The organism is Clostridium cibarium, assembly GCF_014836335.1.
Lineage (GTDB): Bacteria > Bacillota > Clostridia > Clostridiales > Clostridiaceae > Clostridium > Clostridium cibarium.
Genome location: NZ_JACSRA010000049.1, coordinates 1 through 14,266, shown reverse-complemented (window position 1 = coordinate 14,266; position 14,266 = coordinate 1). Strand labels below are relative to the sequence as shown.

General features: G+C 28.9%; 14 protein-coding genes and 1 pseudogene. 12 read left to right on the top strand and 3 right to left on the bottom strand.

Translation table 11 applies throughout. The annotated features are described in order from the left end of the window. Positions 1-231 precede the first annotated feature (231 nt). Complete coding sequence (locus tag H9661_RS18850) at positions 232-1,047, bottom strand: nitroreductase family protein (protein WP_185966852.1); 816 nt, start codon at positions 1,045-1,047, stop codon at positions 232-234. A gap of 233 nt (positions 1,048-1,280) precedes the next feature. On the opposite strand from H9661_RS18850, the pseudogene H9661_RS18845 reads away from it, so the two are divergent. The 4 genes and pseudogenes from H9661_RS18845 to H9661_RS18830 all read left to right on the top strand — a co-directional run. Beyond that, positions 1,281-1,445, top strand: a pseudogene (locus H9661_RS18845) (YkvA family protein); the annotation flags it as partial. Positions 1,446-1,518: 73 nt separating this feature from the next. After that, on the top strand, positions 1,519-1,875 hold the full coding sequence (locus H9661_RS18840) for an MmcQ/YjbR family DNA-binding protein (RefSeq protein ID WP_191770330.1): 357 nt from the start codon (positions 1,519-1,521) through the stop codon (positions 1,873-1,875). Positions 1,876-1,930: 55 nt separating this feature from the next. Continuing rightward, complete coding sequence (locus tag H9661_RS18835) at positions 1,931-2,353, top strand: VOC family protein (RefSeq protein WP_191770328.1); 423 nt, start codon at positions 1,931-1,933, stop codon at positions 2,351-2,353. A 142-nt stretch (positions 2,354-2,495) separates the two neighbouring features. Further along, positions 2,496-3,461 carry a helix-turn-helix transcriptional regulator gene (locus H9661_RS18830; RefSeq protein WP_143317763.1) on the top strand — a complete coding sequence of 322 codons (966 nt, stop codon included), beginning with the start codon at positions 2,496-2,498 and terminating at the stop codon, positions 3,459-3,461. A 9-nt stretch (positions 3,462-3,470) separates the two neighbouring features. Here H9661_RS18830 and H9661_RS18825 read toward each other — a convergent pair whose 3' ends face one another. Then, positions 3,471-3,959 carry a GNAT family N-acetyltransferase gene (locus H9661_RS18825; protein ID WP_191770326.1) on the bottom strand — a complete coding sequence of 163 codons (489 nt, stop codon included), beginning with the start codon at positions 3,957-3,959 and terminating at the stop codon, positions 3,471-3,473. Between the two features lie 259 nt (positions 3,960-4,218). Here H9661_RS18825 and H9661_RS18820 point away from each other — a divergent pair, with 259 nt between their 5' ends. The 6 genes from H9661_RS18820 to H9661_RS18795 all read left to right on the top strand — a co-directional run bounded on the left by H9661_RS18820 (position 4,219) and on the right by H9661_RS18795 (position 10,579). Next, complete coding sequence (locus tag H9661_RS18820; protein ID WP_191770324.1) at positions 4,219-5,781, top strand: leucine-rich repeat protein; 1,563 nt, start codon at positions 4,219-4,221, stop codon at positions 5,779-5,781. 256 nt (positions 5,782-6,037) lie between these two features. Beyond that, positions 6,038-8,038 (top strand): KUP/HAK/KT family potassium transporter, encoded by a 2,001-nt coding sequence (locus H9661_RS18815; protein WP_143317766.1) that lies wholly within the window; start codon positions 6,038-6,040, stop codon positions 8,036-8,038. Positions 8,039-8,231: 193 nt separating this feature from the next. Next, positions 8,232-8,663 carry a spore coat protein gene (locus H9661_RS18810; protein ID WP_423738993.1) on the top strand — a complete coding sequence of 144 codons (432 nt, stop codon included), beginning with the start codon at positions 8,232-8,234 and terminating at the stop codon, positions 8,661-8,663. A 193-nt stretch (positions 8,664-8,856) separates the two neighbouring features. Further along, positions 8,857-9,174: a hypothetical protein gene (locus H9661_RS18805; RefSeq protein ID WP_191770322.1), complete on the top strand. Its 318-nt coding sequence runs from the start codon at positions 8,857-8,859 to the stop codon at positions 9,172-9,174. Positions 9,175-9,211: 37 nt separating this feature from the next. Further along, positions 9,212-9,925, top strand: coding sequence for a protein kinase family protein (locus H9661_RS18800; RefSeq protein ID WP_143317769.1), 714 nt, complete (start codon positions 9,212-9,214; stop codon positions 9,923-9,925). Between the two features lie 87 nt (positions 9,926-10,012). Further along, complete coding sequence (locus tag H9661_RS18795; RefSeq protein ID WP_143317770.1) at positions 10,013-10,579, top strand: hypothetical protein; 567 nt, start codon at positions 10,013-10,015, stop codon at positions 10,577-10,579. Positions 10,580-10,636: 57 nt separating this feature from the next. Here the strand turns inward: H9661_RS18795 and H9661_RS18790 are convergent, their stop codons facing one another. Continuing rightward, positions 10,637-11,530 carry a hypothetical protein gene (locus H9661_RS18790; protein ID WP_143317771.1) on the bottom strand — a complete coding sequence of 298 codons (894 nt, stop codon included), beginning with the start codon at positions 11,528-11,530 and terminating at the stop codon, positions 10,637-10,639. 243 nt (positions 11,531-11,773) lie between these two features. Here H9661_RS18790 and H9661_RS18785 point away from each other — a divergent pair, with 243 nt between their 5' ends. Both H9661_RS18785 and H9661_RS18780 read left to right on the top strand, forming a co-directional pair. Then, positions 11,774-12,988, top strand: coding sequence for a macrolide family glycosyltransferase (locus H9661_RS18785; RefSeq protein ID WP_191770320.1), 1,215 nt, complete (start codon positions 11,774-11,776; stop codon positions 12,986-12,988). A 176-nt stretch (positions 12,989-13,164) separates the two neighbouring features. Then, entirely contained in the window at positions 13,165-14,151 is a 987-nt protein-coding gene (locus H9661_RS18780; RefSeq protein WP_191770318.1) for a hypothetical protein, read from the top strand. Positions 14,152-14,266 lie beyond the last annotated feature (115 nt).

Genomic DNA, 14,266 nt, shown 5'->3' with positions numbered 1-14,266 from the left:
AAAATATAACTGGAAATGAAATTTCCAGTTATAAAACATATCTAATATTCAATTTACACAAGTTATTCTACATCCTCCAAAAAAATAGTCATCTAAAATTAACACATTTTCATTAGCAAATTCACCAGTTAAAAAATAGATTTTTTAAGCAACTCAGGTATGCGAATAGGACTTACTATTAAAATAAGTCCTTGATACATTCTGAATATCATAATCCTTACAATTTTATACTTACCAAATTTCATTATGTATTTTTGATAAATCAAACCTACTTTCAGATTTTCTAATTTCTTTAGGATAACCTAATGATATAACCGATATGGGAATAATAGATTCTGGCAATTTAAATTGTTTAACTATTTGTTTTCTCCAATCAGAATTTTGAATTACACCACACCATACTGCACCTATCCCCAAACCATGTGAAGCAAGTAGCATATTTTGTGTGCTGGCAGAGCAATCAGCAATTAGTAATTCTTTTGTACCTTGCAAAATTTTATCTCCACAAACAATAATACAGCAATTTGCATTTTGCAGCATTTTCCCATTGATATTTATCTTACTTAACTCCATTAGCTGGTCTTTATTCTTAACGACAATAAAATTCCAAGGGCGTTTATTCTTAGCAGATGGAGCACAAAAACCAGCATTTAAAATTGTATTTAACTCTTTATCTGTTATAGTTTGTTCAGTATATTTTCTAATACTTTTACGGGTTGAAATTGCTGAAATTACATCAAGCTTACAATTTTCTATGAAATCTTGTGTATCTAGAACATCAGATATAATATTATCTTCTGTAATCATTAATTCAACTTTCATGATTGTACCACAATAGCCAAGTAAATCTTGCAGTTTCTTATTGATAATTAAAATTTGAACGTTATTTCCTTTTGAAATTAATTTATTTCTATAAGGGATGTTATTTATAGTTCCTTTTACATAAATAGTTCCTTTAGGTTTATTAAAAACTTCTTTTGCATTGAAAGGTATTATTATATATACACTTCTTCCATCTTTAATCATTTCAGCTTCATATGAAATCATATAATCACCACTCATTATTAATAGTATTTTTCCATCATAAATTATTAGCTTAGATTAAAATTATAAAGATATTGTAACATAAATTACCATAAAATTTATATGAATCAACACAATATTAAAAAATTGCAGTGGTGTTAATGATGGTTTTTAGTGTATCGAAAAATATGTGGAATTGTGATAAGATATAAAAAAATAAGTATTAACTGTTAAGATAAATATAGGAGATTTAAAAGATGAATTTAAAAGATAGAGCGAGAAAATTAAAATCAGATGTGCCTGCTTTATTCCTTGCTTTAAAGAAGAAAGAAACACCTGTAATTGCAAAAATTTTTGCAGGAATTACAATTGGGTATGCATTATCGCCTATTGATCTTATACCAGATTTTATACCGGTTATATCATAATGGAAAAGTGCTAAATAAGACTATTTATATAATGCACAGACAAATAGCAATTTCGGAAGGTGTTTTTATGATAGAAAGAGAAGAAATTTTTAATTATGTAAAAGGAAAATTTTACACAGAACCAGATTATCCATGGCTTAAGTATCCAGACCATGCAGTGCTTAGGCATGAGGGTGGTGGCAAATGGTATGGACTAATTATGAATGTACCAAGAATTAAATTGGGCTTAACTGGAAAAGGAAGTGTTGAGATATTAAACTTAAAATGTGATCCAGAATTAAAGAGTATATTAAGAGATCAAGAAGGAATCTTGCCTGCATACCATATGAATAAGGAACACTGGATAACAATTGTTTTGAATAGCTCTTTTCCTAAAGAAGAAATCAACAATTTAATTGATTTAAGTTATGATTTGACAAAATAGAAATTTTGGACTGAAGTAAAACATAATTCACTGTAATATAAGAAGGAGAAAATTTATGATTCAATCAGTAGTGCATATTGCTTTAGTAGTAAAAGATTACGATGAAGCAATTGAATTTTATACGAAAAAACTTCATTTTCAATTAATAGAAGATACATATCAACCTGCGCAAGATAAAAGATGGGTAGTAGTATCTCCACCTGGTTCAAATGGAACAACAATATTGTTAGCAAGAGCTTCTAAGGCAGAACAAGAGCCTTTTATAGGAAATCAATCAGGGGGAAGAGTTTTTCTTTTCTTAGGAACTGATGATTTTTGGCGTGATTATAATGAAATGAAAAAAATAGGAATAGAGTTTGTTAGGGAATCTAAAAATCAGGACTATGGAACGGTTGCAGTATTTAAAGATTTATACGGTAACTTATGGGATTTAGTTGAGTTTAATAAAGAACATCCAATGTTTGAAAGAGTTAAATAAGCGGTTTCTTATGCTCACAATATTATTGCTATTTTCACTGTAAATGGGAAAATGGCACTTATAACAGCAAGTAAAATCAAGCAGTACTCTCTCTATTTCTTTATAATAAGTGTAGGACGGTTGAAACGAGGTGAACAGACGAATGTATGAGTGGCAGAAGCAAATTCAAATAATCGTTGATGAAATTGACAAATATATTAAAAATTATAATGATGAAGCCTTGACACTACGCTTTCTTTCTCGTAGGCTAGGTTATTCCGAATTTTATACAACGAGAAAATTCAAAGAAATATCAGGTATGCAATTTAGGGATTATCTGCGGCATAGAAAATTAGCATTTGCACTAAAAGAGGTTCGGGATAGCGAAAAATGCATTTTAGATATTGCCTTTGATTATGGTTTTTCATCACATGAAGCTTTTACTAGAGCTTTTAAGAGAACATATGGTGTATCTCCAAGTGAATATCGAAAAAAGCCTAATCCTGTCGTTCTTCGTACAAAAATAAACCCTTTCGACCGTTACTTTTTAGGATTAGGAGAGATTGGTATGATAAAATCTACAGATGATGTTAAAATTTATTTTGTAACCATTCCCGCACACAAATTTTTGCACATTAAAAACTATGAGAGTAATGGGTATTGGGATTTTTGGCAAAAGCAAAGTCTTATTCCAGGACAAGACTCGGAAACAATTTGCGGCTTACTTGATAGTATCAAGGGTAAATTGGATGATGATGGTGGGAGCGAATCTAACAGTGGCAGCGGTCAGATTATGGCGTACATTAATGACCCGGATGGCAGACTCTGCGATTGGGGTATTCCACGTACAGAGTGTTATGGTGTACGTCTTCCTTTTGATTATAAAGGGGAAGTGCCACCACAAATGCTTATGATTGATGTTCCCGAAGCCGAGTATATTGTTTTTGAACATGGGCCATTCGATTATGAGCAGGAAAATCGTAGTGTGGAGGAAAAGATTGAAAAGGCAATGGCAACTTTTGATTTTGCAGGCACTGGTTACTGCTTTGATACTTCACCAGGTAGAATAATTTACTTTTATTTTAATCCGGAACGGTATTTTAAGTATATCAGACCAGTGCGGAAGTAGATAAAATTCTTATAGATTTATAGATTTTTCATATCTAATTTGGTCTCTATCATCGATAAATACTCTATCTACCATTTTAAAGCCATTGCTTTCGTAAAAGTTTCGCAGTTTGTCCCTAAATGTGCCGCAATTTAACCTTAACCATTTGATGTTGAGTTCCTTACACAATAATTCAGCAGATTGTATTAGTTTGCGGCCATATCCCTTTCCTGCACTTTCTCTACAAACAGCTAACTTGTGTAGTATTCCACATTCATTCTTCTTTAAACTTGCCCAAAATAGAGGGTCATACCATTGTAAAATATATACTCCAATTAATTTTCCTCTCTCATAACATAATTTCATATCCTCTATGCTATATTTCTTTAGTAGTTCTTCACTTGTTATATCTTCATATTTCCACATAGGTTGATTTATAGAATTAAGCCATGTAGCAGAGTCATTTAAAACTTCTGAAAAAATCTCTATATTTTCATGGGTTACATTTATTACTTCCAAGTTTATTCCTCTTTTCTATATGCTCCTTACATTTACTGGATTTGAATTTAATATAATAATTATTATAACATAGTTTACATAATATGCTATAATTTCAAGAACAAGAACTTTTTGAGTGTTATGTAAATTCTAATTTACTTGAAAGATTAAACTTATGCTACCAACAGATCACTAAGCTTCTAAAAAGAGATTAAGTAAAAAAATGAAAATACGATAATATTAACAATATAATATTTTTATTTTTAATAGGAGAATAGGGATGAGAAACAAAAAACTAAAGATGATATGGTCAGTATTTATTTTGATAAGCTTATTTATAAGCTTTAATGACATGCCTGTTGTTGCAAGTACAACTGGCACAGATGCAAGTGGGTTTACTTGGCAGTCTGATGATGGAGTAACATATTCCATAACAGGCTATAATGGCAGTGATACAAATATTACAATACCTAGTTCCATAGATGGACATACTGTTACTAGTATAGAAAGTAATGCTTTTAAAAACAAACCATTAACCAGTGTGGTAATTCCAGATAGTATAACAAGTATAGGTAGTTTTGCATTTTATTATTGTTCCTCTCTTGTAAGTATATCAATACCAGATAGTGTTACAAGCATAGGAGATAGTGCATTTGCATATTGTATATCACTTCCTGGTATAACACTTCCCACTAATCTTGGAAGCATAGGAAATTCTACCTTTCAAGATTGCAAGGCATTTAAAGGGATAACAATACCAAATAGTGTTACAAGTATTGGAACTTATGCGTTTTTAGAATGTATTTCTCTTACGGATATAATTATTCCAAGTAGTGTAACAAATATTGGTGAAGGTGCCTTTAAAGATTGTAAGGCTCTTAGATTTGCAACAATGACTGATAGTGTAACAAGTATAGGAAATTATTTGTTTTACAATTGTCAGCTTCTATCAAGTGTGAAATTGTCAAATAATCTTACGGATACTGGTAGTTTTATATTTTACAATTGCTTTTCCCTTTCAGGGGTGACACTTCCAAGTAATCTTATGAATATTGGAAATAGTGCATTTGAAAATTGTACAGCTCTTACAAATATAATAATACCAAATGGTGTGATAAAAATTGGATACCGTGCTTTCATTATGTGCAAAGTTCTCGAGAATATAACAATACCAAACACTGTTAAAATCATAGATTTTAATGCCTTTGCCCATTGTTATGCTTTTACCAATATTATAATTCCAAATAGCGTTACAAGCATTGGGGATTATGCATTTTATTATTGTACATCTTTAACAGAAGTAGCTATTCCTGAAAGTGTTACTAATATTGGTTTTCTAACTTTCAATAGTTGTAATTTAGATTTTAAAATTAAGGGATTTGTAGGTTCTTATGCCCAGACTTATGCAAGTAGTAACTCTATAATATTTCAAGAGCTAGAGCTGCCTACAATAAATTATACAGTCACCTTTAACAGTGAAGGTGGAAGTGCTGTAGGAAGTGTACAAGCTAATAGTAATACTTTAATAACAGCGCCAATAGAGCCTACAAAAGCAGGGTATATATTTGCTGGATGGTATAAAGAAGCAGAATGCATAAATCCATGGCAGTTTGAAACAGATAAAATAATATCAAACACAGAACTTTATGCGAAGTGGAGAGATATATGTGACATTGACAAGGATGGAACAGTAAGCCTATTAGATATGGCATCAGTTGCCAATAAATATAATACCAAAGATACAGAAACAGAATGGGATTTAAGTTTTGATTTAAATAATGATGGTATAATCGATATCTATGATTTAGTATTGATATCTAGAAAAATACAACAGATTAGTTAACATCTTTATTGCTTAATTGATGTAATTATAGAAGTATAGAATAGATTTCTTTTAAATAGTTTGTGGAAAAATAAAAATACTATAAATTTATTGCAAAAGAATTGACTTATTTTATAATAATGTTATGATAAATAAGATTTGAATTTTTAGGAAATTCTATTTATTAACTAAGACTTTGGATTCTATTTAGCTTTAAGACTGAAATTTAAAAATAATCCAAATATTAAAAATTAAATATAGTAAAGGAAGTCAAAAAATGAAATCAATTATTAAAGGTAAAAACATGTCTAAATTCACTTTAGGAGGAATTTTAGTAGCGTTAGGTGTAGTTTATGGAGACATTGGAACTTCACCACTTTATGTAATGAAATCTGTCCTTAATGGTAATGGTGGAATAGGAAGTGTATCAGAAGATTTTATCCTTGGAACATTATCTATGGTTTTTTGGACAATCACTATTTTAACAACTATAAAATATGTACTTATAACATTGAACGCGGATAATAAGGGTGAAGGTGGAATATTTTCTCTTTTTACTCTAGTACGTAGGCGTGCAAAGTGGCTTGTAGTTCCAGCTATTATTGGTGGGGCAGCACTACTTGCTGATGGAATGTTAACACCAGCTATGAGTATAACTTCAGCAGTTGAAGGATTAAAACTAATTCCAAGCTTTAATTCTGTTTTTGGGAATAATCAAAATAATATTGTTGTAATTGTAATAATAATCATAAGTGCTTTATTTTTTATTCAACACTTTGGAACAGATTTTATTGGAAAATTATTTGGTCCAATAATGCTTGTTTGGTTTTGTACCTTAGCGATATTTGGAATTATGAATATGGCTCATGATTGGACATTACTACGTGCATTGTCTCCACATTATGCAATTCAAACATTATTTAGCAGTGATAATAAGGCAGGTTTCTTTATTCTTGGTAGTATATTTTTATCATCAACAGGTGCCGAAGCTCTTTATTCAGATCTTGGACATGTTGGGAAGGATAATATATATGGTTCTTGGCCTTTTGTTAAGATATGTTTATTGTTAAATTATTTTGGTCAAGGGGCTTGGATATTGGCATCTAATCATAATCCTAGTTATGCGCATATAAAAGATTTAAATCCATTTTATCAAATGGTTCCTGAGGGTCTTTTGATATTTGCTATAGTAATTTCAACTTTAGCTGCAATTATTGCATCACAAGCTTTAATTTCAGGAGCATTTACACTTGTTTCTGAAGCAATTAAGTTAAATCTATTCCCTAGATTACATATTTTGTATCCATCTAAGTCTAAAGGGCAATTATACATACCATCAATTAATAAACTTTTATGTGTCGTTTGTATAGGAATAGTTCTTTATTTTAGAAATTCAGAGCATATGGAAGCAGCATATGGACTAGCTATAACAGTTACAATGTTAATGACAACAATTTTATTGTTTAACTATTTATTAAAGAAAAAGACTCCACTTATTGTGGCTATGTTCGTACTTATTTTCTTTGGTTCAATAGAATTTTCTTTCTTTATTGCAAATGCAGTTAAATTTACTCACGGAGGATTTGTAGCTGTATTAATAGCTTTAGCAATATTATCAGTTATGATTATTTGGATTAAAGGTTACTACATTAAGATGCGTTTATTAGAAGACGTTCCAATAGAAGATTATATGGAACAATTAGATCAATTACGTCAAGATGAGGATCGTCCTAAATATGCAACAAATCTTGTATATTTAACTGGTTGTAGAAAACGCAAGCATATTGAAAGAAAAATAATGTATTCTATTTTAGATAAAAGACCTAAGAAAGCAGATGTTTACTGGTTTGTAAATATTGAAGTTACTGATGAACCTTATTTAGCTGAATATACAGTAGATACCTTTGGAACATCTCACATTGTTAAAGTTCAACTAAAGCTTGGATTTAGAGTAGAACAAAAATTAAATGTCTTCTTACGTCAAATTTCAACTGAATTAGTTGAGAGTGGTGAAATAGAAATACAATCTAGAACTTATACAACTATGCCAGATAGAAAAGTTGGTGATTTCCGCTTTATTTTAATTCAAGAACATCTTTCATGTGAATCGCAATTAAACTCTTGGGATGCACTTATACTTGGTTTAAAATTATTAATAAAGAAAATTACCGTTACTCCAGCAAAATGGTTTGGTCTTGAAACTAGTGATGTTTATGTAGAAAAGGTTCCACTATTTTCAGGACATGCTAAACGTACAGTTTTAAAAAGAACTAAATAGTTTATTTAGACTTTAAGTATATAAAAAACAACAGTGAGATAATCACTGCTGTTTTTTTTATATGTAGAATTAAATTATAGTAATGGAACTAAAGATAAGCTTTAGATGCAATATATGTATAAAAAAAGAGATATTCCACAAAATAAAGTTGGAGGTGTTTAATTTGACAGTAAATTTAACTCAAAAAGAAAGAATGTTATTAGAAGATCAAAAAAGTCATGAAGAAATGTGCATACGAAAATATTCTAATTATTCCGATCAAGCTAAGGATATGCAATTAAAACAAATTTGTAAGAATAATGAACAAATTGAAAGGCATCATCTAGATACAATTAATCAAATATTAAGCGGAAATGTTCCTCAAATGAATCAGCAGCAAAATCAGAGTGCTGGGCAAAACGTTAATAATGCTCAGGATACTCCTAGTAACTTATCAGATAAGGAAATATGTACAGATCTATTAATGACAGAAAAATACGTATCAGGGGCTTATGATACTGCAATTTTTGAATTCAAGGACACTGAAGTACGTGATGTATTAAATCATATACAAAAAGAAGAACAAAAACATGGTGAATCTATATTTAAATATATGGAGAGTAAAGGCATGTACAATGTTCAATAATATTTAATAGTATTATTAAGGTATGCAAGAAAGTTTAGTTTTTTAGGCTAAGCTTTTTTGTGTTTTATATATAATAATGTTGCTTAATTAATATTAATACTTAATTTTTCAAATAGGTAACATAACATAAATTCATTTCATAATATATTAGTATAGAATCTAAATCTAACCAAAAACAAAAGAGGTGTATTTTATGGGATTTTATTACCATGAGTCAAGTAAGGGTCATAAATATTATAAAATGAAAAAAAACTCTAAGGATAATGCAAGCAAATCAAAAAGCAGCGAAAGTAAATCTAAGAGCAGTGAAAGCAAATCATATAGTAAATCTTATAGCAAATCATATAGTAAGTCAGATGATAAATCATATAGCAAGTCATATAGTGACTCATATGATAAACAATATAGTAAGTCTTATAGTGACTCTTATAGTAAAGAATATAGTTGGTCCTATGATGACGAAGAGGAAAAATCATATAGTAATTATGACAAAAAGTCCTATTGCAGATAATAATTCTTGTGTGAGATTATAAAGAAAGTTTAGTATTATGGATAAGTATTACAAAGCTAAAGAAATAGTAGATGGGTATTCTATTCTTAATCTAATAGGAGAAGGAAGATATGGAATTGCATATCTTGCTAAAAATGACAAAGGTGAGAAATGTATAATTAAACAATTAAAAATGGACATGCTTGAAAAGACTAGAGAAAAGTTATTTTACGAAGAAAAGATATTACAAGGATTAAATGATCCTAGATTTCCTAAATTTATTTCAAAATTCAAAGATCAATACAGAGAGGGCTATATATTAGAATATATAGAAGGTAGAGTCTTTGAAGATTTAATAGTAGAAGATGGATATGAATTTAGCAAAAAGGAGATTTATGAAGTTGGAAGTATGCTTTTAGACTTGGTAGAAGTATTGCATAATAATAAAATTGTACACCGAGATATAAGACTTCCAAATGTAGTATTAAAAGAAAATAAGGAACTAGCCTTAATAGATTTTGGACTAGCCAGAATTATAGATAATAAAAAATATGTAAGAGAGATGGATCATTGGTTTATAGGTGATTTTCTAATTCATTTATATTATTCTTCCTACGAAGAAAATGACTTAGAAGAAAAGCCTTGGTATGAAGAACTTGATCTAAATTCAGAAGAAAAAACTTTCCTAAAAAAGCTCATGAATATCGATGGAAGTTATAGAAATATTAAAGAAATAAAAGAACAGCTTGAAAAAATAAAAACTATGAATTGACATTAAAATAAGCCATGTGATTTAATATATTCTATTTAAAATCACATGGCTTTGTAAGTATAAAAGTTAATAGAGGAGGTATATGTTTTGCCAAGTTCAATTGAGATATTAAAAATATACCCTGAAAGTTTCAGAGCCAATTCATATTCAAGAAAGCCATTTAGGATGATTGGTTTAATAGATGTAAGTATAAGATTTGTTCATGGAATAGAAAGAGTAACTTTAGCGTTTTATAGATCATCGGGAACTAATAGTGGAAAAATAAAAGGATTATGGTATCCTATTCTTGGAATAAAGATTTATACAGGAAGATTTACTGAGTTTACAGAATATATTAATTATGTTTTAACTAATACTACTGATAGGGGAAGGGCAGATGAAGGCTGGTTAGCTAAATCTCTATTTTTTTCAAATAATCATACTGATAGAACTAAAATTAGAGGTTTTTCAAATGGAATCCATTATGAAAGCCTTTTAGCATTAGGGAAAATTCTAAGAAATCTTTATGAAGAAGAGGCATATCTAAAAATGAATTCCTTAGATGCTGACAAATTAAATAATATATTAACTTCAAAAAAAATATATATAAATAATAGGCATACTCAAAGAGAAAACTTTGAAGAGTTTATTTACCATATATTTAATGAGAATTAATAATATAGTTGATTTTATAAAAGCTCCCTTGTAGGGAGCTAAAATAATATTTAAGTACTAAGATTTTCTTTCTAAGACAATTCCATTAACACTTATGGCTAATTTTGAAAAAATGCCATGTACAACTCTAACTTCTTCACCATAAATTAAATCTAGTTCTTCATAAGATCTAAAATGAATTTCACGCTTATTTTCGTAATCTGTGATATATACATTATAGTAGTCTCTATCACTATTAGGTACATATTCATAGCCTGTACAAATGCCTATTAAAGATGTTTGAAGTCCAAATAAGCATTCAATACACATAAGAAAACTATTAAAAAACAAGATAAAAAAGAGTATTCCTATGAATAAAGTAACACTTGAATAGTTTGCCAACAGATCAGTAACTATAAGTCCTATTGCTAATACTCTAATAGGATTAGGTAGCCTATCTCTAAAATCTACTTTTTCATGAGTAGTAATCCAAATCTTCAACCGCCAAGTAAAATTACTCCATTTATCTACAGCTATATTTTGAGTAGCTTTAATCCATTGTAATTTTCTATCCTGCAAAATAAATGATAGCTTATTCTTAGTAAATAAAATTATAAATATGAGATATGCTTCCATTATAATAAATGCCATAAAAGCACTAGTGTTTGAAGCTGTTTTTAAATTATTATCAAATAAAACATATCCTATAATTAAAATACTAAAAAGATAAAGAGGTCTTGTTCTTAAGTTAGTCTTTTCCTTTGTCTCAGCAGTAATTTCAACGTTTCTAAATGATATTAACCCTATTAAATCAACAACTAAAAAAAATAAGCTTAAATGATTTAAATTTGTAAAATCGGAAATCTTTATTTTGATCACTAGATAGCTTAAGGTATTTGCTGGATAAAGTAATATCATAGCAATTGATATGTATATAAGAGTTTGTAATTTTCGTGTATTTGAACTATTCATTAGGTATATCCTTCCTATACTAAATATTGTAAGATTCATATTATTTTATTATAAGTATATCTTATTTATTTAAAGATTGTCCATTTTTGTTATGAGGATGTCAATTTTGTAGATTAATTCAATTGAAATAAATAAATTTACAAAAAAATGCTTGACAACACTATCCAGTAGAGTAATAATTTAGTAAATAATATTTACTTGTTAAATATTTTATTTACTAAAATAAAAAAAGGATGTGAAGAAATGGGGAAAACATTATTTTTAGGTGTACCAGCTTATGGACATATAAATCCAACACTAGGTATAATTTCAGAATTGATTAAAGAAGGAGAAGAAGTAATTTATTTTTGCGATGAAGATTTTAGACAAAGAATAGAAAAGACAGGTGCTGTGTTTAAAGCCTACGGCGAGTGGATAAATGTCTTTGGGAAAAGTAGGCCATCTAATGAAAAAAAGATGAATATTGAGTTTTTGTCTCAAATTTTAGATAACATTGTAATGAACTTTGAAAAGAGCATTGAAAGTATTTTGGAAGAAATCAAAGACATAAGGTTTGACTATGTTGGATTTTCGGCTAACTTTCCTTTTGGTGGTGTCATAGCTAAAATATTAAAAATACCTTCATTTTCTTCTTTTGCAGTATTTGCTACTCCAGAAGAAATGCTTCCAAAAGAATTTAAAAAAGAAGTTGAAGAGTTTTTTAAAACCAGTCCTATACAAGGTAAGTACAAAGAAGTTTCTGATAGACTTAATAGAAAATACAATATAGAGATGCCTAAGTTAAAAAATTTAATGTTTAATAAAGGTGATATAAATTTTGCATACACTTCAAGATATTTCGTTGCAAATATTGAAAAATATGATGAAAGTTTTAAATTTATAGGTCCTCCTATATATGATAGAAAAGAAGATACAAAAGATTTTCCTTATAAAGAGATAGAAGGGAAGAAGGTTATATATATTTCACTAGGGACAGTATTTAGCAGCTACGATATAAACCTTTACAATATATTCTTTGAAGCTTTTAAAGATGAAAACCTGGTTGTTGTTATGACAGCTTATAATACAGATTTATCAAAATTTGAAGTTCCTGAAAATTTTGTAGTTAAAAATTATATTTCTCAATCGGAAATTTTAAAATATGCTGATGCAGCTGTAACTCATTCAGGTATGAACAGTACAAATGATTTGTTGTTTAACAATGTACCATTTGTTGCTATTCCTTTAGGAGCAGATCAACCTTATATGGCTTCAAGAGCAGCTAAGTTAGGAGCATGTATTTCCTTAGACAAGGACAAGCTTACTGCAGAAATATTAAGAGATTCGGTAAACAAGGTATTAACAGAACCAAAGTATTTGGAAAACATTAAAAAGATAAAGGAATCCTTCAAAGAATGTGGTGGATACAAAAGAGCAGCAGAAGAAGTATTAAACTTGAGAGTTAAGTCATTAGTATAAATTGTTCAAGAAAATATTTACTGTGATTATGTTAAGGGGTAATGTACATAAGTATTACGTGTATATTTTCTATACAAGGGATAAGAAAATTAGAAATTATATGGTCATAAAAAGAACTCTTGAGGAAATAAAAAAGGATTTAAGAGGAATTTAGGGTATAAAAGGGGGAGATTTTTATGATAGAAGTATTTAATGGTTCAAAAATATATGTGGTCTGTGTACCAAAGCACACAACAGGAGGTCCAGAATTACTACATCAATTTGTTAGTAAGCTAAACATGTTAGGGTACGAAGCATATATGTATTATGTTGGAGAGAATATAGAAGATCCAGTAGCCGAGCAGTATAAAAAGTATAATGTAAAATACGTAACTGAAATTGAAGATAAAGAGAGGAATATAATAATAGTACCAGAAGTCCTTACTATGATTTTATCTAATTATAAAAATATAAGAAAAGCTATATGGTGGTTAAGTATAGATAATTATTATTTTTCTATTGAAATGCTTAAAACACGCTTAGCTAACGGAAAGCTAAAAGCTTTTTTGGGAAACAATTTAAAATACTTTGATTTCAATGATGATAATGTAGTTAATTTGGCCCAGTGTAAATATATAAGCGAACATCTAAAGAAAAAAGGAATTAAAAAGGTCTATTATCTATCTGATTACCTAAACAGAGAATTTTTAAAGCAAAATTTAGGCAATGATTTAAAAAATAAAGAAAACATTGTGGCTTATAATCCTAAAAAAGGCTTGGAATTTACGAAGAAGCTTATAAAAGCTGGCAAGCATATAAGATGGGTTCCTATTAAAGATATGAATCCTGAAGAAGTAATTCAATTGCTAAAAAAATCAAAGGTATATATAGATTTTGGTAATCACCCAGGGAAGGACAGAATACCAAGAGAAGCAGCAATTTGCAAATGTTGCGTTATTACAGGTAGGAAAGGCTCAGCTAATTATTATGAGGATGTTCCAATTGATGATTCATTTAAGTTTCAGGATGATGAAAGTAATATAAATACTATATTAGATCGTATAACTCAATGCTTTGACAACTTTGAGATTGAAATGGAAAAGTTTCATAAGTATAGGGATATAATTAGAAGATCAGAAATGGAATTTGAAGAACAAATAGTAGATATATTTAAAATATCTTAAATAATTAATCTTTATCAAAACATTAAATAAGTTTTGGTAAGGGAATGTAGATAGATTTGTGTAAAACAAATCTACTACATTCTTTTTTTGTATTGTTTGATGGTAGATTTGGAAT

Coding starts and splice junctions, on each gene's coding strand:
- H9661_RS18790 (WP_143317771.1), bottom strand. CDS start 11,530: ATGAATAGTTCAAATACACGAAAATTACAAACTCTTATATACATATCA.
- H9661_RS18810 (WP_423738993.1), top strand. CDS start 8,232: ATGTTATTAGAAGATCAAAAAAGTCATGAAGAAATGTGCATACGAAAA.
- H9661_RS18805 (WP_191770322.1), top strand. CDS start 8,857: ATGGGATTTTATTACCATGAGTCAAGTAAGGGTCATAAATATTATAAA.
- H9661_RS18840 (WP_191770330.1), top strand. CDS start 1,519: ATGATAGAAAGAGAAGAAATTTTTAATTATGTAAAAGGAAAATTTTAC.
- H9661_RS18780 (WP_191770318.1), top strand. CDS start 13,165: ATGATAGAAGTATTTAATGGTTCAAAAATATATGTGGTCTGTGTACCA.
- H9661_RS18800 (WP_143317769.1), top strand. CDS start 9,212: ATGGATAAGTATTACAAAGCTAAAGAAATAGTAGATGGGTATTCTATT.
- H9661_RS18820 (WP_191770324.1), top strand. CDS start 4,219: ATGAGAAACAAAAAACTAAAGATGATATGGTCAGTATTTATTTTGATA.
- H9661_RS18835 (WP_191770328.1), top strand. CDS start 1,931: ATGATTCAATCAGTAGTGCATATTGCTTTAGTAGTAAAAGATTACGAT.
- H9661_RS18815 (WP_143317766.1), top strand. CDS start 6,038: ATGAAATCAATTATTAAAGGTAAAAACATGTCTAAATTCACTTTAGGA.
- H9661_RS18830 (WP_143317763.1), top strand. CDS start 2,496: ATGTATGAGTGGCAGAAGCAAATTCAAATAATCGTTGATGAAATTGAC.
- H9661_RS18850 (WP_185966852.1), bottom strand. CDS start 1,047: ATGATTTCATATGAAGCTGAAATGATTAAAGATGGAAGAAGTGTATAT.
- H9661_RS18785 (WP_191770320.1), top strand. CDS start 11,774: ATGGGGAAAACATTATTTTTAGGTGTACCAGCTTATGGACATATAAAT.